This window comes from Umezawaea tangerina (assembly GCF_003002815.1).
GTDB lineage: Bacteria > Actinomycetota > Actinomycetes > Mycobacteriales > Pseudonocardiaceae > Umezawaea > Umezawaea tangerina.
This window is the reverse complement of sequence record NZ_PVTF01000001.1, coordinates 531,169-551,418: the sequence shown is the minus strand read 5'-3', so window position 1 is coordinate 551,418 and position 20,250 is coordinate 531,169. Positions and strand designations below refer to the sequence as shown.

Below are 20,250 nucleotides of genomic sequence, written 5' to 3'. Positions count from 1 at the left end.
CTGGCGTTCCAGTCCCGACCTTTCCGCGGGTACCGGACGACGGCCGCGAGCGTAATCGGCGGGAAATCCGAATGTGGGGTCCGGGTGACCAGCTTCACCCGTTCCGCCCGCCTTCGGCCTTGGCCGCGCCGGGGGCGTCGACGGCGGCCTGGCGGGCGGCCAGCAGCGTCGACAGCAGCACCCGGTGCCGCTGCTCCGCGTCGGCTCCCGCGGTGCCCTGCGCCATGCGGTGCCGCAGGAACGCCAGCTCCGTCACGGCGTGCTGGTAGGCCGCGACCGCGCGGGACGCCCGCTCGCCGACCTTGCGGCGCACGATCCGCCGCCAGTTCTTCCGGCCCGGCATGCTCGCCAGCAGCGACACCTCGCTGGCCGCGATCCACCGGTGCGCCTCCATCTCCGGCAGCTGCGCGGCGACGATGCGCTGCTCGCGGCGGCGCTGCCACACCACCAGCACGACCATGCCCGCGAAGATCGGCACCATGATCAGGAAGTACAGGTTGATGAACGTCGTGCCGTCGCCGACGGTCGTGGAGAAGTTCCACAGCGAGTGCAGCCCGGCCGCGCACAGGTAGCCGACGACCGGCGCGACGACCCGCACGACCTTGTTGCCGCTCAGCGCGGCGATCCCGATGCCGATGCCGGTCAGCGACGTGAACAGCGGGTGCGCGAACGGCGCCAGCACCCCGCGCAGGATGAACAGCCCGACGATGCCGCTGCTCGCGGTGCCGAACCCGCCCTCGTTGAAGACCCTGGCGAAGTACCAGATGTTCTCGGTGAACGCGAAGCCCGCCGCCGTGACACCGGCGTAGACGATGCCGTCCACGACACCGTCGAACTCGTTGCGGCGCCTGACGAACAGCACCACCAGGAACGCCGCCTTCGCGGCCTCCTCGGCCACCGGCGCGCCGATGACGGCGGCGAAGTCCGCGCCGAAGCCCTGCTGGATCAGGTCGCCGATCGCCTGCGCCCGCGAGTTGAACGCCAGCGAGCAGATCGTCGCGCCCAGCGCGCCCCAGGCGAACGCCAGCAGCAGGATCTTCGCGGGCTCGGGCTCCCAGCGGTCCACCCACAGGTAGGCCATCAGCACCGGCCCGACGGGCACCAGCGCGGCCACCACGCCGACCAGGATCGGCAGCAGGCCCGTCGTGCTGGTGCCGAGCGCGAACAGCACCAGCCCGGAGCAGGCCAGCGCGATGAGGCCCACCACCGGCATCAGCACGGTCCAGCGGCGTTGTTCGCTGCGCTTGCGGGCGGGAGGCGGCGTCGGCAGTGCGTCGGCGTCGGTCACAGGGAAACTGTAGGGGCACACCCGACCGGCGGTTGACGCGGAATCGCGGACGCGCACGCGGGGTACGCGCTCGGGCGACTCCGCGTGGGTGACCGGGGGCCCTGGACGACACTGTCCCGGTGGTCGACTGGGAAGCGCGGTGGCACGACGCCCTGTACGCGCCGGGCGGGTTCTTCGCGCGCGGCGAGAAGCCCGCACGGCACTTCCGGACCTCGCCGTTGGTGGGACCGGAGCTGGCCGAGGCGCTGCTCGTGCTGCTGGCGGGGGTGGACGCGGCGCTGGGGCGGCCGGAGCGGCTGGACTTCGTGGACATGGGCGCCGGCGGGGGTGAGCTGGCGGCGGACGTGCGAGCGTCGGCCACCGGCGACCTGGCCCGGCGGCTGCGGGTGACGGCGGTGGACGTCGGGCCCGCGCGGACGTTGCCGGGGGTGGCGTGGGTGCGGGAGCCGCCCGCGGTCGTGACGGGGTTGCTCGTCGGGCACGAGTGGCTGGACGCCGTGCCGTGCCCGGTGGTGGTCGGCCCCTCCGACGATCCCTGGCTGCGGACGTGGTGGCCGTTGGGGGACGGGGACCGGGCGGAGGTGGGGGCGCCGCGGGATGCGGCCTGGGCGGACGCGGTGGGACGGGTGCGCGGGGCGGCGCTGGCCGTGGACTACGGGCACCTGCTGGCGGACCGGGCCGCCGGGCGGTACCGCGCGGGGACGCTGGCCGGGTACCGCGACGGGCGGCGGGTCGAGCCGGTGTTCGACGGGAGCTGCGACATCACCGCCCACGTGGCGCTCGACGCGTGCGCGGCGGCGGCCGGGGGCGACTGGGTACTGGTGTCGCAGCGGGACGCGTTGGGGGCGTTGGGGATCACGCCGACCGGACCGGAGGTGCCCGGCGGCGACCCGATGGCGTGGCTGGAGGCGACCGCGCGCGATGGCCGGGTCGCGGAGCTGCGGGCGACCGGGGGGCTCGGGGACTTCGGGTGGCTGCTGCACGCGACCGCGGGCGTGCGGACGGCCGACCTGCTGCCGCCGCTGCCGGGGTGGCGGCCCTAGCAAGCGCTCTTCGGCGGTTCCTCGATGCAGGCGTTGGCGCTGCCGGGCGGGCGGAGGCGGTCGAGGAGGGCGCCGAGCTGGACCACGTCGGCCTGGCTGAGGTCGGCCAGCAGGGACTGGTCGATGCCGTCGATGACCCGGCTCATGGCGTCGAGTGCCTCGCGGCCGCGGTCGGACATCTCGACGATGTGCCTGCGGCGGTCCTCGGGGTCGCGCTTGCGCTCGGCCAGCCCCGCGTTCTCCAGGTCGTTGAGGATGGCGACCAGGACGCTGGGGTCGACGTCCAGTGCCTCGATCAGCGCCTGCTGGCTGGTCGGGCCGTGGTCGCACAGGTGCTGCAACGCGAAGCCGTGGCGCGGCGCCAGACCCAGCAGGCCGAGGTCGCGGCGCATCGTCGCGTCCACACCCTTGCCGAGGTGCATCAGTTTTCGCGCGATGTGCTCGTCGTCCATCCCACGAATCATACCCAGAGACCAATCATACCCGGAGCATAACCATTGAGCATCTTCAACGATCTGCTATCTTCGACGCTATGTTCATCGCAACTCTTGTGCTCAGCGCACTGTTGGCCGTCGTGTTCGTCGCGGCGGGCACGCCGAAGGTCCTGCAGAAGCCGGTGATGGTCGAGGCGGCCGAGTCGCACGGCTTCACCAAGGACTCGTACCGGATCATCGGTCTGCTGGAGTACGCGGGCGCCGCGGGCCTGCTGGTCGGGCTCTGGTTCGCGCCGCTCGGGATCGCGGCGGGGATCGGCCTGTTCCTGCTGATGGCGGGCGCGGTGATCGTGCACGTCCGGTTCAAGGACAAGGCCGCGATGACCGTGCCGTCCGCGGTGCTGGCGCTGCTGGTCGCGGCCGCGCTGGTGCTCCGGATCCTCACCGCCTGACCCTGACGTCGGATACCCGCCGGCCATCCGGCGGGCCCGCGGCCAGGCTGGGTCCCATGAGGATCCACGCCTTCCCGGACGACGTCGTCGACCGCGCCCGCTCGCTCGCGGGCACCGACGAACACCACGAGCTCCTGCCCGAGGGGCCCGGCTCGCCGTTGCGCTGCTGCCTGGGGCGGGCGGGTGACGGCGAACCGCTGGTGCTGTTCCGCTACTCCCCCGAGGCGGGCACCGGCCCGTACGAGGAGGTCGGCCCGGTGTTCGTGCACGCCGAGGCGTGCGGCGGGCCGGAGCGGACCGACGTCCTGCCCGCCGCGCTGGTCGCCGCGCCCAGGGTGCTGCGGGCCTACGACGGGCGCGGGCGGATCCACTCGGGCGAGGCTGCGGGACCGGGTGAGGTGGAGGCCGTGGTGGAGAAGCTGCTGGCCGACCCGGACGTCGAGCAGGTGCAGGTGCGCAGCCTGTCACACGGGTGCTTCCTGTTCGCGGTCACGCGGGACTGACGTGCGAGCATGACCGCGTGCCAGAACAGCTCACCGTCGGCGTCGGAGCCGGGGCGCGCCACCTCGGCGTGGACCGCGTGGTCGACCTCGGACCACTGCACCCGTCGGCGCACGGCGCGTACCGCCTGCGGCTGACCGTCCGGGGCGACGCCGACGACCCGGTGATCGTCGACGCGGAGCCGCTGGTCGGCCACCTGCACCGCGGCGCGGAGAAGCTGTTCGAGGTCAGGGACTACCGGCAGGTGCTGACGCTGGCCAACCGGCACGACTGGTTGGCCGCGTTCTGCAACGAGCTCGCGGTGGCGCTGGCCGTGGAGCGGATGACCGGGATGGACGTGCCGGCGCGCGCGCAGTGGCTGCGCGCGCTGCTGTGCGAGCTGAACCGGCTGATGGCGCACCTGGTGTTCCTGGCCCCGCTGACCCGCTCCCCCGGTGGCACCGAGGGGACCGCGGCGGCGCTGCGCGGGCGGGAAGCCGTGCAGGCGGTGCTGGAGGAGGCGTCCGGTGGGCGCGTCCACTTCATGTTCAACCGGATCGGTGGCCTGCGCGAGGACGTGCCCGCGGGCTGGACCGAACGGGTCGCCACCGCCGTGTCCACTGTGGACCTGGACGTGGTCGAGGCGCACGCGGTGACCGACCGGCTGGCCGGAGTCGGTGTGCTGCAACGGGAAGCTGCCCTCGCGCTCGGGGTGACCGGCCCGATCGGACGTGCGTCCGGGGTGGACCTCGACCTGCGCCGCGACGACCCGCTGCCCGCCTACCGCGAGCTGGACGTGCGGCCGGTCGTGCGGACCGAGGGCGACGCGCTGGCACGGGTCCGCTGCCTCGTCGACGAGGCCCGGCAGTCCGTCGAGCTGGTCGCGAGGTGCCTGGAACGGCTGCCGAGCGGGCCGGTGAACCTGCGGCTGCCCAAGGCGGTCAAGGCACCCGAGGGCTCGGTCTACACGCGGGTGGAGGCGCCGCTGGGCACCTCGGGCGTGCACCTGGCCTCGCGCGGCGAGAAGACGCCGTGGCGGCTGAAGCTGCGCACGCCCTCGTTCAACAACGTGCAGGCGCTGTCCGCGCTGCTGCCCGGAACGCGCGTCGCCGACCTCGCCGCGGTGCTGGGCTCGTTCGCGGTCGTGGTCGGCGACATCGACAAGTAGGGCTTCAGTCCTCTTCGCGGCGGCGGCGACGGCGGGGCGACTCGGTGTTGCCCAACGAGGCCAGCAGCTCGCTGACCGACTTGCCGTCGGCGTGCGCGCCCGCCGGGTCGTCCGGGTCCGGCGCGCTGCGGCGACCGGGCTTCACGGGCTCACCGCGGCCGGTGGCGAACGCACCGCCGCCCTCCCAGCCGGGACGCCTGTCCTTGACCGGCTCACCGCGACCGGTGCCGTTGGGGCTGCCGCCCTCCCAGCCGGGGCGCTTCTCCTTGACGGGCTCGCCGCGACCGGTGCCGTAGGCGCCGTTGCCGTCCCACGACGGGCGTTCCTTCACCGGCTCGCCGCGGCCGGTGCTGTACACACCGGTCCCCTCCCACTTGGGGCGCTCGTCCGCGGCACGCCTGCGACCGCTCGTCTGCGGCAGCTCCTCGGCCGGGCGCGGGGCCTCGGACTGGAACATCCCGGTGCGCTCCACCGGCGGACGCGGACCGCGGGCAGGCTGCTTCGGGGCGGGCTTCGGCGGCTCCGGCAGCCGGGGCGCCTCGGGCCTGCGCTGCTCCTGGAACGGCTGGCCCAGTTGGCCGAGCCCCATCTCCATCGAGTCGAACACGTCGGAGCGGTTGGTCCGCGCCGTCGGCTGGTCGCGGCGCACCGGCGGCTTCGGCGGCTCGGGCGAGCGTTCCGGCTTCGGCGGGTCGCGGCGCACCACGATGGGTGGCTGCGCGGGCCGCTGCTGCGGCCGCGACGGCTCGCGGCGCACCGGCTCGGTGTAGTTGGTGGACGGGCGGACCGGCTCCTGGCGGGCGGGCTTGCGCGTCTCCGCCACGACCCGCTCGATCAGCTCCGTGCGCTCCACGGCGGGCGGCTGCTCCGCCACGACCTTCTTGACCGCGGGCTTGGCGGGACCCGCCGTGATGCCGCGGACGCGGTCGCCCTCGGTGTTGATGATCTGCCGGTCGCCGATCGCCATGAGCCTCGACTGGTCCGACAGCGACCGCATGCGCGTCGACTCCGCGCGCAGCGCCACCCGTTCGACCAGGACCTCACCGCCCAGCAGGGCCTGCAGGTTCTCCCGCAGCGCGCGCAGCTCGTCGCGCAGCGCGTCGAGGTCGTCCCGCGACTCCTCCTGGATGCGCTTGCGCGACTCCGCCTCGATCTCCAGCTCGTACTCGCGGCGGGCGGCGACCTCGCGCTCCAGCTCCAGCTCGTAGACCGACTGGAGGTCCGCCACCTCGTCCTCGCGGTCGGCGACCTGCCGCCGGTACCGCGCGGCCAGGAAAGCACCGACGAGGGCGGCCCAGAGCGCGGAAACCACTGCCAGTCGCAGGTAACGGGCGTTGTCGCTCAGCACCAGCAGGGCCGCGGCCACGAGGGCGAGCGCCATTGCCGCTACGAGTAGTAGACGCCCGGTGCCACGACCGCGATCTTGTTGCTCGTCGCTCGGCGACGCGCCTCGGCCGGTCATGGCCCATACGGTACCTGGGAGTTATGCGACTGAGACCAATCTTGTCGTATCTAACTGTCCTGGTGCGTGGACCGAGGGGTCTTGCAGCAGTGCTCCAACCACAGCGCCGAAGCGATCAGCAGAGCCGCGCAGACGATGCCCACAATGGCACTGACCATGTCGTTAGCCGCCGCGTCGAACTCGCCGCGCACCGGCAGGACGTAGATGAGGACACCCGCCCAACCGCCCGCCATGATCGCTCCCAAAAGTGAGGAAGCTTTCGCCAGAGCCACCGCGCGGGCCGCTGTGAGGGGCTCCACGGGCTTCGCGCCGGGCTTGCGGAGGATCCGGGCGCGCAACGAGAAGCCGAGCACCACGTCGACGACGGCGATCATCAGCAGGGTCAGCCCGGCGAGCTTCGGCAGCGCCGCCAACGAGCCGTAGGCCAACCGCAGTAGGAGGTGCGCGAGCAGTCCGGCGACCAGACCGGCCGCGAGCAGATCACGTGCCTTGGTGAACCTCACGACCCCATCCTCACCCAACTCGGCGGCCAGGGGCTAGCGGGCCAACCGGAGGAGGACGACCAGCGCGGCCCTCGGGAAGACCAGCCGCGGGCCGTCGGGGTTCTTGGAGTCCCGCACGGCGACCACCGCGGGCGGGAAGGCGAGTTCGACGCACTCGTTGCCGCCGCCACCGCTGTAGCTCGACCTGCGCCACACGAGCTCGGACATCCGCGCCTCCCACAGCTACCCGCCGTCGGCAACTTCCGCGATCAGGTCCGCCGAACCTCCTGGACTCAACGCCACCTCCTGGAGGGCGGCGAAGTTCAGGGTATAGGGCTCACGCCCCTTGGGTGACTCGACATATCGACCACCGGCCAACTGCTCCAGGTAGACGACGTCGTCGAAGTGCTCCTCGGCGAACGACAGGATGGTGAACTGGTATCCCAAGGCGGGATGGGCTCCCACTGCCGCCGGGATCACCCGGAGAACCACGCGATCGGACTCACCCATCTTCAGCAGATGGCGCAACTGCTCCTTCATGACCTCCGATCCGCCAACCGGATGACGAAGCACCGCCTCACCCAGAATTGCATGTACGGTCAATGGTTTCTCGACTTGGCAGAGCCTTTCCTGGCGCTTGATTCGCGCTTCCACCTGGCTCAACGCGACTTGTTCCGTTGGCCGTGGGACAAATGCCTTCGCCAACGCCAGCGCGTACGCCCTGGTCTGCAGGAGACCGGGAACCAGGTCGGTCCGGAACACCCTGGCCAGCTCGGCGCCGGACTCCAGGGCCAGGTAGTCCCGCACGGCGTCGGCCACCACGTCCGGCGGCAGCTCCTCCCACCAGCCTGGCACGAGAGCCCGTTCGGCGGCCTCGTAGACGAGCGTGCGCTCCTTCTCGGGAACCTGGTAGATCAGACCCAGCGCCATCACGTCGGCGGGCTTGATGGGGTGGTGCGCATTCTCGATCTTGCTCAGCTTCGCCTGCGAGAAGCCCGCGGCCTTGCACACGTCGGCGCCGCTGCGGCCCGTTTCCCAGCGCCACGCCGCAAGACTGCGGGCCACGAGTCTTTCGCGCACATTCGGCTTGTACGAGCTCATGCCGGAAATTGTAGGGACGAATAGCGTTATTCGCCAATTTTTGTTGTGCGAATATTCAACGAAAGGTCTGTGCGCAAGCGCACACCTTCATCGTCGAAGTCCAGTTCAGCGATACGCCCGAATCCCGGCAATACCGCATCGGGTGATACGGCCAGCCAGGGAATCAACACAGTGGCACGTTCATGCGCGCCCGGATGCGGCAAAAGCAACTCGGGGTCACTCGAAAGGACGCCGTCCACCGCGACCACGTCGACGTCCAGTGTCCGGGGCCCCCAACGCCGGTCGCGCACCCGTTCGGCGGCGCGCTCCAGCTCCTGCCCACGCCGCAGCCAGCCCCACTCGTCCACGTCCGGCGACTCGACGACCAGCACGGCGTTGAGGAAGTCGTCCTGGTCCACCACGCCCCACGGCGCCGTCTCGTACACCGGGGACACCGCGACCAGCACGTCCGCGAACCCCCGCACGGCCAGCTGGAGGTAGCCGAACCGGTCGCCCAGGTTCGAGCCGATCGACAGGACCGCCCTCGTCACGACCTGGCCCGGTGGACGGTGACCGACACGTCGGCGAACGACAGCGGGATCGGGGCCGATGGCTTGTGCACGGTGACCTCCACGGCGTGCAGCCGGTCGTCGACCATCACCTCGTCGGCGATCCGGCCCGCGAGCGCCTCGATCAGGTCGTACGGCCTGCCCGCCACGATCGCGGCCACCCCCTCGGCCAGCTCGCCGTAGTGCAGCGTGTCGGCCAGGTCGTCGGTCTCCGCGGCACGGCTCAGGTCCAGCCACGCCGTGACGTCGACCAGGAAGTCCTGGCCGTCGCGCTTCTCGTGCTCGAAGACGCCGTGGTGACCGCGCACCCGCAGACCGGTCAACGTGATCCGGTCGGGTGTCATCCCCGCCTCCAGGCGCGCGCCACGGTGACGGCGTCGAGCGACTTGTCCACGTCGTGCACCCGCACCCCCCAGGCCCCCACGAACGCCGACAGCGCCGACACTGCCGCGGTGGCGTCCTCCCGGCCGTCCGGCTCGCGGCTGCTCAGCAGGCTGCCCAGGAAGCGCTTGCGGGACGCGCCGACCAGCACCGGGAAACCCAGCGCCAGCAACTCGTCCAGCCGGTGCAGCAGCTGCCAGTTGTGCTCGGCGCGCTTCGCGAACCCCAGACCGGGGTCGAGCACGATGTTGTCCGGCCGCACCCCCGCCGCCAGCGCCGCGTCCACGCGGGCCAGCAGCTCGTCGCGCACCTCGTGCACCACGTCGGTGTAGGTGGCCAGCGAGTCCATCTCCCGGCTCAGCCCGCGCCAGTGCATCAGGATCCACGGAACCCCGGCCTCGGCCGCGACCTTCGCCATGTTCGGGTCCGCCAGCCCACCGGACACGTCGTTGATGATCGACGCCCCGGCGTCCAGGGCCGCGTAGGCCACCTCCGCGCGGGAGGTGTCCACGCTCACCGGCACACCCTCGGCCACCAACGAGCTGATCACCGACGTGATCCGGGCCGACTCCACGTCCGCCGCGACCCGCTCGGCACCGGGCCGGGTCGACTCACCGCCCACGTCCACGATGTCCGCGCCGCGCCGGTGCATCGCCACGCCGTGCGACACCGCGTGGTCGTGGTCGAGGTAGCGGCCGCCATCGGAGAACGAGTCCGGCGTGACGTTGAGGACACCCATCACGACGCAGTGCCCAGGCTCGGGCACGCTCACCTCAGACGTCCTCTGATCAGGTTGATCGCCTCTGAGCGCGAGGACGCCGAGCTGCGCAGGATCCCCCGCACCGCCGACGTCGTCGTGCGCGACCCTGGCTTGCGCACCCCGCGCATGCCCATGCACAGGTGCTCGGCCTCCACCACGACGATCACACCGCGCGGTTCCAGCCTGCGCACCAGCGCCTCGGCGATCTGCGACGTCAACCGCTCCTGCACCTGCGGCCGCTTCGCGTACAGGTCGACCAGCCGCGCCAACTTCGACAACCCCGTCACCCGGCCCTGCTCGTTCGGGATGTACCCGACGTGCGCGACGCCGTGGAAGGGCAGGAGGTGGTGTTCACAGAACGAATACATCGGGATATCGGTCACCAGGACGAGTTCCTCGTGGCTCTCGTCGAAGGTCTTCGCGAGGACGCTGTCGGGGTCGGTGTAGAGACCGGCGAACAGCTCGCGGTAGGCGCGGGCGACCCGTGCGGGGGTGTCGCGGAGGCCTTCGCGTTCCGGGTCCTCGCCGCAGGCGATCAGCAGCTCGCGGACGGCGCGTTCGGCGCGGGCGTGGTCGAAGACGCGCCGCGCGACGCCGGCCTCCCCGTTGCTGCTGGGGAGGCCGGCGTCGTCGTGGTGGTCGATCTCGGTCACTTGCGGTTGTCCGGGTCGTTGTCGAACGACCTCTTGCCCGCCTCGGCCTCGGTCGGCTCGGTCGGGGCCGGAGCCCAGGAGCCGGAGGACTGGCCGCCGGGGACCGTGGCCGGGGTCCAGCCGGGGGGCGCGCCGTAGTTCGGCGGCCCGGACTGGTTGACCGGCTGCGGCTGGTACCCGTTCGGCGCCCCGTTGGCGTGCGGCGGCGGGTCCTGCGGGCGGTCGCTGAGCGGCGGGGGCTCCGGCGGGAGGGTGTCCTCCACGACGGGGGGCCACGGCTCGCCGCGTTCCTTGGCGAGCTCACCCGGCGTCTTGACCGGCGGGATGTCCGAGGGCGTGCGGTCACCGAAGTCGTTGAACTGGGTGATCCGCGGCCGCTTCTCGACCCGCGCGAAGATCCGCTCCAGGTCCTTCTGGTGCAGGGTCTCCTTCTCGATCAGCTCGAGCGTGAGGTCGTCCAGGACGTCGCGGTAGGTGTTGAGCACCTCGTACGCCTCGGTGTGCGCGGCCTCGATGAGCTTGCGGACTTCCTCGTCGATCTCGTGCGCGACCTCGAGCGAGTAGTCCGCCTGGCGACCGGCGGTGCGGCCGAGGAAGGGCTCGCCCTGCTCCTGGCCGTACTTCACGGCGCCGAGCTTGGCGCTCATGCCGTACTCGGTGACCATCGCGCGGGCGATCTTGGTCGCCTGCTCGATGTCGTTCGAGGCGCCCGTGGTCGGCTCGTGGAAGACCAGCTCCTCCGCGGACCGGCCGCCAAGCGCGAACACCAGCCGGGCGATCATCTCGGACCTGGTCATCAGGTCCTTGTCCTCCTCGGGCACGGAGAGGGTGTGGCCACCCGTCCGGCCGCGGGCGAGGATCGTGACCTTGTAGACCGGGTCGATGTCCGGCATGGCCCACGCGGCCAGGGCGTGCCCGGCCTCGTGGTACGCGGTGATCTTCTTCTCCTTCTCGGAGATGAGCCTGCTCTTGCGGGCGGGGCCGCCGATCACGCGGTCGACGGACTCCTCCAGCTCGACGCCCGTGATGACCGTGCCGTTCTTGCGCGCGGTCAGCAGCGCGGCCTCGTTGACGACGTTGGCCAGGTCGGCGCCGGAGAACCCGACGGTGCGCTTGGCCAGGCCGTCGAGGTCGAGCTCGTCGGCGAGGGGCTTGCCCTTCGAGTGCACGCGCAGGATCTGCTTGCGGCCCTTCAGGTCCGGCGGGGACACCGGGATCTGCCGGTCGAAGCGACCGGGGCGCAGCAGCGCGGGGTCGAGGATGTCCGGCCGGTTCGTCGCCGCGATCAGGATGATCCCGCCGCGCGAGTCGAAGCCGTCCATCTCCACCAGCAGCTGGTTGAGGGTCTGCTCGCGCTCGTCGTGACCGCCGCCCATGCCCGCGCCGCGGTGGCGGCCGACGGCGTCGATCTCGTCGACGAAGATGATGCAGGGCGCGTTGGCCTTGGCCTGCTCGAACAGGTCGCGGACGCGCGAGGCGCCGACGCCGACGAACATCTCGACGAAGTCCGAGCCCGAGATGGAGTAGAACGGCACGCCTGCCTCACCCGCGACGGCGCGGGCGAGCAGGGTCTTGCCGGTTCCGGGAGGGCCGTAGAGCAGGACGCCCTTCGGGATCTTCGCGCCCAGGGCCTGGTAGCGGCCGGGGTTCTGGAGGAAGTCCTTGATCTCCTCCAGCTCCTCGACGGCCTCCTCGGCTCCGGCGACATCACCGAACGTCGTCTTGGGCATGTCCTTGGACAACTGCTTGGCCTTGGACTTGCCGAAGTTCATGACGCGGTTGCCGCCGCCCTGGGCGTTGTTCATCATCCACATCAGCAGCAGCAACAGCAGCCCGAGCGGCACCAGGTAGATCAGCACCTGCATCAGGAACGATTCCTGGCTGACCTTCGTCTCGAGCACGGGCTTGTTGGGCGCCGTGTCCAGGATGGTGAAGATCTCGTCGGTCGAAGACGCCGGGAACTGCGTGATCAGGCGGTCTTTGCCGTTGAAGGTCGTGCCGGGGTTCAGGGTCAGCTTGAGCCGCTGCTCCTTGTCCTCCAGCGTGACTTCCTTGACCTTCCCGTCGCGCACTTGTTGCAGCGCTTCGGACGTCTTGACCGGGGTGTACCCCCTGGTGTCGTCGAAGAGCATGGTGAAGATGAAGTAGAACATCAACACCGCCGCGATCCACAGCAGCGGGTTGCGAAGCAGGCGCTTGCGGTCCATTCACTTACGGCCGTCGGGCGGCCTCGACCCTCCCTGACTTGCATGTCGGGTGATGGGGGCCCCACCTCTCCCGTCGACGGGCACTGACGGGTCCACCCGTCCGGCCAGCCTACCGCCCGTCGGCCCGCCCCGGCCGATCCACGCGGGATGCGGCAAGAACGTGCACTCGGACTGTACTGAGCGGTCAACGGACGAACCCGGCAGGCGGTTCCCCGCCGTGACCCCCAACACGACCGGCGGGCCGGAAAGGTTCAGGAATTCCAATACGTGAGCATTGTTCAGGCGACCGGCGCAGTAGCGGACTGGGCCGAACGGCGCAATCTCACGGCCGATGTCGCCGGATGGGCGAGACTGGTCGTGAACTTCCGACCCCGGCCACCCGTAACACTCGATGGGGGTACCGCGTTTAACACGTAGCCACCTGCATCGATCCACTCGGGTTATGGGAGATCCGAGCCTCGTCCCGAACGGCCGAGCACGTGTCCCCCTCAGCACCACGGAGAGTTTCCCGCCACCCCAAGGGTGAATACCTAACCGAAGGTACCGACGGCATGTCATCGCGCAACCAGCCCCCCAGCATCCTCCGTCGCGCGCTCCTCCCCGTGGGAGCGCTGATCGGCGTGGTCGCGGCAGTCAGCGTCACCGTGGTCGCGCTCAAGACCACCGCGGGCGCGGACTGCCAAGGCGCTCTCCCGCTGAAGGTCGCGGTGGCACCCGCCGTCGAGGACGTCGTGCGGCAGACCGCCGCCGACTACCAGGCGGGCCAGCCGATCGTGGACGGCCGGTGCGTCCAGGTGACGATCGAGTCGCGGGCCGCGGCCGACGTGGCGACCGAGCTGCCGACCGCGCAGATCAACCCGCCCGCGCTGTGGATCCCGGACTCGTCGATGTGGGCGGCCGAGACGCAGAAGGCGGCGGGCGAGGTCGGCACCGACGCGCCGCGGCTTGACGTGCGCAAGTCGCTGGCCAGCTCGCCGCTGGTCATCGCGGGCTCCGAGCAGGCGATGACGAAGCTGGGCTGGCCGGTGACGCCGGTCAGCTGGACCCGCGTGGTCGACCCGGCCGTGCCCGTGACGCTGAGCGACCCGACGCAGTCCACCGAGGGGCTCGCCACGCTGGCCGTCATCCGCGGCCTGCTCGGCAACCCCGACGGCACGCCGAAGCCGGAGCTGGTCAGCGCGCTGCTGCGGGTCGGCCGGGCGGCGCTGCCGTCGGTGCGCGACGCGTTCAACAAGGTCACCCAGGGCGCCGAGAACGCGCCGGTGTTCACCGCGAGCGAGCAGAACGTGATGGCGAACAACCGGTCGGTCGGTGAACGCCGGGTCGTCGCCTCCTACCCCAAGGAGGGCACGCTCGGCTTCGACTTCCCGCTGGTGCGGGTGAGCAGGCCGGGTGAGCACTCCGGCACGGAGTCCGCCGCGGCCGGGTTCGAGAAGGCGCTGCGCTCGCCGGAGGCCGCGAAGCGGTTCTCCGACGCCGGGTTCCGCAACCCGCAGGGCCTCGCCCCGTCGGGGTGGACGACCGAGAAGGACGGCGTCAACGGCGACAAGGTCACGCTGCTGAAGGCGCCGACGACCGACCAGGTGTCCGAGCTGCTGCGCACGTGGGGCGCGATCAGCCTCGACTCGCGGATGCTCGCGGTGCTGGACGTGTCCGGCTCGATGGCCGAGAAGATGAGCAACGGCCAGACCCGGATCGAGGCCGCCACGCAGGCGGCGCTGACCGCGCTGGGCCTGATGCCGGACACCTCGGACATCGGCCTGTGGGCGTTCTCGACGGACAAGAAGCCGCCGAACGACTGGATCTCGCTCGTCCCGATCGGCCCGCTGGGCGAGCCGCTCGGCGGCAAGCCGCGGCGCGACGTCCTGGTCGCGGGTGCGCAGGGCCTGGCGTCGATCGTCGGCGGCGGCACCGCGCTCAACGACACGGCGCTGGCCGCGTGGCGCTTCATGCAGTCGACCTACGACCCGCTGAAGATCAACTCGGTCACGCTGATCACCGACGGCAAGAACGACGACATCTCCAGCATCGGCATGGCCGACCTGGTCGCGACCTTCCAGAAGGAGGCCGACCCGGCCCGCCCGGTGCCGATGATCATGGTTGGGCTCGGCCAGGAGGCCGACATGGACGCCCTGCGCCAGATCTCCAACGCCACCGGCGGCAAGGCCTACCAGGCACTCCAGCCCGCCGACATCCAAGGCGTCCTGCTCGACGCCATCAGCCAAAGGCGCTGCCGCCCGAACTGCTGACCCACGGAAAAGGGCCCCGCACACACCCTGTGCGGGGCCCTTCCTGTCACACCTACCCGACCACCACGCGGGGCCGCGTCGGTAGGTCGGCCCCGGTTTTCCGACGTCGGCGACGCAGTCCCCGGCGTCGGAAAATCGGGGCCGAACTGCCGACTCCCCGGCGGCCCCGCCGGAGTCTGCGAAGCAGCGACCAATTACACCGAGTAGACCTTCGGGTCCAGCGTGCCGATGTAGGGCAGGTCGCGGTAGCGCTCGGCGTAGTCGAGGCCGTAGCCGACGACGAACTCGTTGGGGATGTCGAAGCCGACGTACTTGACCGGCACCTCGACCTTGATGGCGTCGGGCTTGCGCAGCAGCGTGCAGACCTCCAGCGAGCGCGGTTTGCGCGACGCCAGGTTCTTCAGCAGCCACGACAGCGTGAGTCCGGAGTCGATGATGTCCTCGACGATCAGGACGTCGCGGTCGGCGATGTCCCGGTCGAGGTCCTTGAGGATGCGGACGACGCCCGAGGAGGACGTGGAGGAGCCGTACGAGCTGACCGCCATGAACTCCAGCTGGACGGGCACGGGGAGCGCCCTCGCCAGGTCGGTCATGAACATCACCGCGCCCTTGAGCACCGTGATCAGCACGAGATCGGATCCACCGTCGTGGGGGTAGTCGGCCGCGACTTTCTTCGCGAGTTCGGTTACCTTGTCGCCGATCTCCTGCTCGGTGATCAGCGTTGAGGCGATGTCGCCGTCGTACACGGTGTCCCCTCTGTCATGACTGCCTTGGGTCAAGCCTGAGCCTGCCATGCGCACGCCGCGCCACCAACCCGCCGGACAGCCACACTCCGCCCTGGCCTTTCCACCCGGCTACCAGCGCGTCCACCGCCCGAACGTGCGAATCGGACAACTCGGGCGCACCTGAGGCGAGCAGCCAGCGCCTGATCACCCGGCGGCGCACGGCGGGGGGCAGCGGCTCCAGCGCGGCGATGTCGGCGGGATCACCTTCGAAGGCCTCGGCGATGCCGTCCAGGGCGTCGTTGTCCTCGCGCAGCTGGGCCGCCGTGCGGGCCAGCGCGGCCGCGACCCCGCCTTGCAGGACGTCCTCCAGGAGGGGCAGCACCTCGGTGCGCAGCCGGACCCTCGTGAACGCGGGGTCGGCGTTGTGCGGGTCGTGCCACGGGTCGAGGCCCAGTGCCGCGCAGGCGGCGGTCGTGGTCGCGCGGGAGACCCCGAGCAACGGCCTGCCCCACGGCGGGTCGAGGGGGCGCATCCCGGCGATCGACCGGGGACCGGACCCGCGCCCGAGCCCCAGCAGCACCGTCTCGGCCTGGTCGTCCCTGGTGTGGCCGAGCAGCACGAGCCCCTTGTCCGGTCGCAGCGCGGCGTACCTGGCCCGGCGCGCGGCCGCCTCGGGACCGCCGCCGCCGTCGACCACGACCGGCAGCACCTCGGCGTCGAGCCCGAGCCCCCGGCACTGGTCCGCGGCCCGCTCGGCGACCTCGGCCGACCCGGCCTGGAGCCCGTGGTCCACGACCAGGCCGCGCACCCTCAGGTCCAGCCGCCCGGCGACGTGCGCGGTGGCCGCGGCCAGCGCCAACGAGTCCGCGCCACCCGACACCGCGACCGCGACCCCACCGCACGCCAGGTGCTCGTCGGCGTCGACGAGGAACCGCCGGACCGCCGTGCGCACCTCGGAGACGGCGGGGTGCGGCCCGCTCACGGCGCGACGCGGCGCAGCCACTCCGCCGGATCGGTGATCTCCGCGCGGGTCGGCAGCGTCTCCGGCGACGTCCAGACCACGTTGAACCGCTCCATGCCGACCGCGTCCACGACGTGCCCGGTGAACGCGGCGCCCTCGGCGTACTGGCGGACCTTCGCCTCCACGCCGAGCAGGGTGCGCAGCGCCCGGTCCAGCACGCCGCCGCCCTTGCGGCGTTCGGTGAACCGGTCGCGGATGGTCTGCACCGACGGCACCACGGACGGGCCGACGGCGTCCATGACGTGGTCGGCGTGGCCCTCCAGCAGCGTCGACAGCGCGACCAGCCGGTCGATCGCGGCCTTCTGGTCGGCGGACTGGAACAGCTCGATCAGCCCCATCGGGCCCTCGGTCTCGCGGATGCGCTTGCGGAACTCGCGCACCATGTCGGGCAGCTTGGTGATCGACCCGGACGACGAGTCCATGGCCACCAGCAGGTCCGCGACCTGGGTCGCGAAGTACTCGCGCAGCCACGGCACCCCGGTGAACTGGAGCCGGTGCGTGCACTCGTGCAGGCAGACCCACAGGCTGAAGTCCTCGGCGGGCACGTCCAGCGCCCGCTGCGCGCCCACGATGTTCGGCGCCACCAGCAGCAGCCGTCCGCCGCCGTCGGCGCCGAACGGGTCGTACTGGCCGAGCACGCGGGAGCTCAGGAACGACAGCACGATCCCCGCCTGCACCCCGGCCGTGCTCGCCACGACCCCGCCGAGCGGGCCGCTGGTCCGGGGCATCGCGGAGTCCGTCAGCGCGGACAGCCCCTGCACCGCGGCGCGCGCCCACGCGGGCCGGTCCACGACCTCTCCGGGCAGCAGCGGGAGGCCGTGGCCGAGCCCGGTCAGCTCGCGCACGTGCACCTCGGCCTCGGGAGCGAGCTCCCGCAGCCGGTGCACGGCGACGTCGGCCTCCGCTCTCGGGATCACCGGCCCCGGCCGCACCAGTCGCGCGGCCGTGGACGCGGCCAGCTCCCAGTCCACAGGGGTCGTCGTCTCGCCCGGTCGTGCCACACGGGCTTGCGGTGCCGCGTTCACGCTTCCGACGCTACCTGCGCGTCCGAGCGGGCGCGACGACCGTCGACCGGATGCCGCACTAGGGGCATCCACAGCCACGCAGGGTGGCTGCCAGTACGTCCAGGGCCTGGCGGACCTCGTCGGTGTTGCCGGGGCTGTTGGACATGAACGCGAACACCAGGAGCTTGCCGTCGGTGTCCACGACGGCGCCCGCGAGCGAGTTCACGCCGGTCAGGGTGCCGGTCTTGGCGCGCACCCAGCCCTTCCCGCTCGACGCGACCGTCTGGTAGCGGCCCGCCAGGGTGCCGCTGCCGCCCGCGACGGGCAGGGCGGTCAGCAGCGGGCGCAGCTTCGCGGTGCGCGGGTCGCTCGCATCCGGCTTGGCGGCGACCTCGATGATCTGGCCGAGCAGCTTCGCCGGGATCTTGTTCTGCGGCGACATGCCGCTGGCGTCGACGACCGTGGTGCCGCCGACGTCGAACTGGTTCTTGGTCAGCACGTCCTTCACGGCCTTGGCGGCGCCCTCGAACGAGGGCTGCTGGCCGTTGACCTTGGCGACCTCGCGGGCCAGCGCCTCGGCCAGGATGTTGTCCGAGATCTGCATGGCGTTCTCGACGAGCTGGTCGACCGGCGCGGACTTCACCTCGCCGAGCACCTTCGGGCTGCCGCCGGAGGGCGCCGAACCGGGGGTCACGGCGGTCACGCCGAGCCGCTGCGCCAGCGCGTTGGCGGCGTCCGCGGCGGGCGTGGCGGTGCGCGGGCTGTTCGGGTTCATCGGGTCCTGCCTGCCGCCGTCGAGCATCAGCGGCACCATCGGCGTGATCGAGCCGCCCGCGATGTCGGCCTGGTCCCAGCCGGGCGCGAGGCTCTCGCCCGCGTACCGGCCGAGGTCGTACTGGACCGCCGTGACGGGACCGGAGACGTTGGCCTTGACCTGCGCGGCGAGGTCGTCGATGGTCGCGGCGCCGGGGTAGACGGTCGTGACGTCCTCGGACTGCGACGACAGCGTCGGGTCACCGCCGCCGATGATCACCACGGTGCCGGGCGCGTCGCCCTGGACGACCTTCGTGGACAGCTGCGCGGAGTGGTCGAGCGACAGCAGCGCGGCGGAGGCGACCAGGATCTTGATCGTGGACGCGGGCACCAGCGGGGTGGTGTCGTTCTGCTGCCACAGCGCGGTGCCGGTCGCCGGGTCGATCACGACCCCGGTCAACGGGCTGAGCACCCCCGCTGCGGCGGGTCCCGCCAGCGCGGCGCTGATGCCGGAGGCGCTCGGGGTGGGGGCGTCCTTGGTGACGCCCTTCACCGACAGCGACACCTTCGCGGGCGGGGCGGGCGGCTGGGTGGTGGACGCCGCCGTGCCGCCGAACCAGTCGAGCCGGTCGGCCGCGAACACCGCACCGCCCGCGAGGGCGATCACGAGCACCAGCGCGCCGGCGAGCAGCAGCGGCTTGCGGCGCTTCGGGGCGTCCTCCGGCGCGTCGGCGGGCGCGGGCTTCGTGAGGTCGGTGGTCTCCTGCACGGGCTCGGGGGCCGAGGCCGGTTCGCCCTGCGGGGGCTTCTGCTGCTGGTTCTGGGCGGGGGGCCGCGGCTGGTTCTGGCCCTGGTTCTGGGCCGGGATCCGCTCGGGCAGCGCCCTGGGCTCCGCGGGCCCCGGCTGGACCATCGGGCGCAGCGGCGGGGAGAGCTGCGGCAGCTTCGGCTGCGGCCTCGGCACCTGGATCCGCATGGTCGGCGGGTCCGCCGGGCGCGGCGGCGGGACCGGCTTCGGCCGCTGGACCTTCACGGTCGGCGGGTCCACCGGTGCCTTCGGCCTGTCGGCTGGCGCCTTCGACATCACCGTCGGCGGGTCCGCGGGCGCCTTCAGCCTGTCGACAGGTGCCTTCGACATGACGGTCGGCGGGTCGGCAGGCGGCTTCGGCTTGTCGGCCGGCGCCTTCGACGTGACCGTCGGCGGGTCCGCAGGGGGCTTGGGCGGGTCCGCCGGTGGTTTCGGCGGGTCGGCGGGCTCCTGCACGGGGATCTCGAAGACCCCCGAGTCGTCGTCCTCGGTGGGCCACGAAAGCTCGTCCGGCACACCGGGATCGGGGTCGCCAGGTCCGGGCACGCGATCCTCCGTAGATCTTGTAAGGGCAATCTCACACCCGTCGGCAACCACCACGATGCGGGTCGCGCGGACGTCGTAGTCCACACTAGTGGCGCAACAGCGGAGGGTGTCGCATACGCGGCGTCACCTCAGCACGACGAGGCGAGACGAGCGAGGACGCGCAGTGGAGTTCGACGTCACCATCGAGATCCCCAAGGGTGTGCGCAACAAGTACGAGATGGACCACAAGACAGGTCGCATCCGCTTGGACCGCACCCTGTTCACGGCCACCCAGTACCCGGCGGACTACGGGTTCGTGGACAACACCCTCGGCGAGGACGGCGACCCGCTCGACGCGCTGGTGATCGTCCAGGAGCCGACGTTCCCCGGCTGCCTGATCAAGTCGCGCGCCATCGGCATGTTCCGCATGACCGACGAGAAGGGCGGCGACGACAAGCTGCTCTGCGTGCCCGCCGACGACCCGCGGTCGGAGCACCTGCGCGACATCCACCACCTGAACGAGTTCTACCGCCTGGAGATCCAGCACTTCTTCGAGGTCTACAAGGACCTCGAGCCCGGCAAGAGCGTCGAAGGCGCCAGCTGGGTCGGCCGCGTCGAGGCCGAAGCCGAGGTCGTCAGGTCCTACCAGCGTCTCAAGGACGCAGTGGCTCGCGGCGAGGACCATTAGTACTTGACCGAAAAAGGC

Annotated in this window: 21 protein-coding genes; 6 read left to right on the top strand and 15 right to left on the bottom strand. The window is 71.6% G+C overall.

Features of this window, described 5'->3' with window-relative positions:
• Nucleotides 1-94 precede the first annotated feature (94 nt).
• The gene (locus tag CLV43_RS02645) at nt 95-1,213 is read right to left on the bottom strand and encodes a PrsW family intramembrane metalloprotease (protein ID WP_106185937.1); all 1,119 of its coding nucleotides are present in this window, start codon (nt 1,211-1,213) and stop codon (nt 95-97) included.
• Between the two features lie 194 nt (nt 1,214-1,407).
• On the opposite strand from CLV43_RS02645, the gene CLV43_RS02640 reads away from it, so the two are divergent.
• Nucleotides 1,408-2,331, top strand: coding sequence for an SAM-dependent methyltransferase (locus tag CLV43_RS02640; RefSeq protein ID WP_106185314.1), 924 nt, complete (start codon nt 1,408-1,410; stop codon nt 2,329-2,331).
• Here the strand turns inward: CLV43_RS02640 and CLV43_RS02635 are convergent.
• Nucleotides 2,328-2,783 (bottom strand): MarR family winged helix-turn-helix transcriptional regulator, encoded by a 456-nt coding sequence (locus CLV43_RS02635; protein ID WP_211304200.1) that lies wholly within the window; start codon nt 2,781-2,783, stop codon nt 2,328-2,330. The two genes, CLV43_RS02640 and CLV43_RS02635, sit on opposite strands and share 4 nt — an antisense overlap.
• 80 nt (nt 2,784-2,863) lie before the next feature.
• Here CLV43_RS02635 and CLV43_RS02630 point away from each other — a divergent pair, with 80 nt between their 5' ends.
• Genes CLV43_RS02630 through CLV43_RS02620 form a run of 3 tightly spaced genes read left to right on the top strand, consistent with a single transcriptional unit; the run spans nt 2,864 to nt 4,865 of the window.
• Nucleotides 2,864-3,217, top strand: coding sequence for a DoxX family protein (locus tag CLV43_RS02630; protein WP_106185312.1), 354 nt, complete (start codon nt 2,864-2,866; stop codon nt 3,215-3,217).
• A 56-nt stretch (nt 3,218-3,273) separates the two neighbouring features.
• Entirely contained in the window at nt 3,274-3,720 is a 447-nt protein-coding gene (locus CLV43_RS02625; RefSeq protein ID WP_106185311.1) for a DUF1203 domain-containing protein, read from the top strand.
• 17 nt (nt 3,721-3,737) lie between these two features.
• Complete coding sequence (locus CLV43_RS02620; RefSeq protein WP_211304199.1) at nt 3,738-4,865, top strand: NADH-quinone oxidoreductase subunit D; 1,128 nt, start codon at nt 3,738-3,740, stop codon at nt 4,863-4,865.
• Nucleotides 4,866-4,869: 4 nt separating this feature from the next.
• Here the strand turns inward: CLV43_RS02620 and CLV43_RS02615 are convergent, their stop codons facing one another.
• The 9 genes from CLV43_RS02615 to ftsH all read right to left on the bottom strand — a co-directional run bounded on the left by CLV43_RS02615 (nt 4,870) and on the right by ftsH (nt 12,459).
• Nucleotides 4,870-6,246, bottom strand: coding sequence for a DUF6779 domain-containing protein (locus CLV43_RS02615; protein WP_106185309.1), 1,377 nt, complete (start codon nt 6,244-6,246; stop codon nt 4,870-4,872).
• Nucleotides 6,247-6,377: 131 nt separating this feature from the next.
• Nucleotides 6,378-6,830 carry a DUF3180 domain-containing protein gene (locus CLV43_RS02610; RefSeq protein WP_106185308.1) on the bottom strand — a complete coding sequence of 151 codons (453 nt, stop codon included), beginning with the start codon at nt 6,828-6,830 and terminating at the stop codon, nt 6,378-6,380.
• Nucleotides 6,831-6,863: 33 nt separating this feature from the next.
• Nucleotides 6,864-7,037, bottom strand: coding sequence for a DUF397 domain-containing protein (locus CLV43_RS02605; RefSeq protein ID WP_106185307.1), 174 nt, complete (start codon nt 7,035-7,037; stop codon nt 6,864-6,866).
• Between the two features lie 15 nt (nt 7,038-7,052).
• Nucleotides 7,053-7,910 (bottom strand): helix-turn-helix domain-containing protein, encoded by an 858-nt coding sequence (locus tag CLV43_RS02600; protein WP_146174624.1) that lies wholly within the window; start codon nt 7,908-7,910, stop codon nt 7,053-7,055.
• A 26-nt stretch (nt 7,911-7,936) separates the two neighbouring features.
• The gene (folK, locus tag CLV43_RS02595) at nt 7,937-8,440 is read right to left on the bottom strand and encodes a 2-amino-4-hydroxy-6-hydroxymethyldihydropteridine diphosphokinase (protein WP_106185305.1); all 504 of its coding nucleotides are present in this window, start codon (nt 8,438-8,440) and stop codon (nt 7,937-7,939) included.
• Entirely contained in the window at nt 8,437-8,802 is a 366-nt protein-coding gene (gene folB, locus CLV43_RS02590) for a dihydroneopterin aldolase (protein WP_106185304.1), read from the bottom strand. The genes folK and folB overlap by 4 nt, the downstream gene beginning before the upstream one ends.
• Nucleotides 8,799-9,578 carry a dihydropteroate synthase gene (gene folP, locus CLV43_RS02585; protein WP_106185303.1) on the bottom strand — a complete coding sequence of 260 codons (780 nt, stop codon included), beginning with the start codon at nt 9,576-9,578 and terminating at the stop codon, nt 8,799-8,801. Before folP ends, folB begins: the two co-directional genes overlap by 4 nt.
• Nucleotides 9,579-9,607: 29 nt before the next feature.
• On the bottom strand, nt 9,608-10,243 hold the full coding sequence (folE, locus tag CLV43_RS02580) for a GTP cyclohydrolase I FolE (RefSeq protein ID WP_245886172.1): 636 nt from the start codon (nt 10,241-10,243) through the stop codon (nt 9,608-9,610).
• Between the two features lie 5 nt (nt 10,244-10,248).
• A complete protein-coding gene (gene ftsH / locus CLV43_RS02575) occupies nt 10,249-12,459 on the bottom strand; it encodes an ATP-dependent zinc metalloprotease FtsH (protein WP_106185301.1) in 2,211 nt (736 codons plus the stop codon).
• 602 nt (nt 12,460-13,061) lie between these two features.
• On the opposite strand from ftsH, the gene CLV43_RS02570 reads away from it, so the two are divergent.
• Complete coding sequence (locus CLV43_RS02570) at nt 13,062-14,708, top strand: substrate-binding and VWA domain-containing protein (RefSeq protein WP_245886083.1); 1,647 nt, start codon at nt 13,062-13,064, stop codon at nt 14,706-14,708.
• A 194-nt stretch (nt 14,709-14,902) separates the two neighbouring features.
• On the opposite strand, the gene hpt is transcribed toward CLV43_RS02570, so the two are convergent.
• Genes hpt through dacB form a run of 4 tightly spaced genes read right to left on the bottom strand, consistent with a single transcriptional unit; the run spans nt 14,903 to nt 19,565 of the window.
• The gene (hpt, locus tag CLV43_RS02565; protein ID WP_106185299.1) at nt 14,903-15,454 is read right to left on the bottom strand and encodes a hypoxanthine phosphoribosyltransferase; all 552 of its coding nucleotides are present in this window, start codon (nt 15,452-15,454) and stop codon (nt 14,903-14,905) included.
• Between the two features lie 13 nt (nt 15,455-15,467).
• Complete coding sequence (tilS, locus tag CLV43_RS02560; RefSeq protein WP_106185298.1) at nt 15,468-16,415, bottom strand: tRNA lysidine(34) synthetase TilS; 948 nt, start codon at nt 16,413-16,415, stop codon at nt 15,468-15,470.
• A complete protein-coding gene (locus CLV43_RS02555) occupies nt 16,412-17,479 on the bottom strand; it encodes a zinc-dependent metalloprotease (protein WP_245886082.1) in 1,068 nt (355 codons plus the stop codon). Before CLV43_RS02555 ends, tilS begins: the two co-directional genes overlap by 4 nt.
• A gap of 58 nt (nt 17,480-17,537) precedes the next feature.
• Entirely contained in the window at nt 17,538-19,565 is a 2,028-nt protein-coding gene (dacB, locus tag CLV43_RS02550; protein WP_146174623.1) for a D-alanyl-D-alanine carboxypeptidase/D-alanyl-D-alanine endopeptidase, read from the bottom strand.
• A 163-nt stretch (nt 19,566-19,728) separates the two neighbouring features.
• Between dacB and CLV43_RS02545 the strand changes: the two genes are divergently transcribed.
• The gene (locus CLV43_RS02545; RefSeq protein WP_106185295.1) at nt 19,729-20,232 is read left to right on the top strand and encodes an inorganic diphosphatase; all 504 of its coding nucleotides are present in this window, start codon (nt 19,729-19,731) and stop codon (nt 20,230-20,232) included.
• Nucleotides 20,233-20,250: the final 18 nt, after the last annotated feature.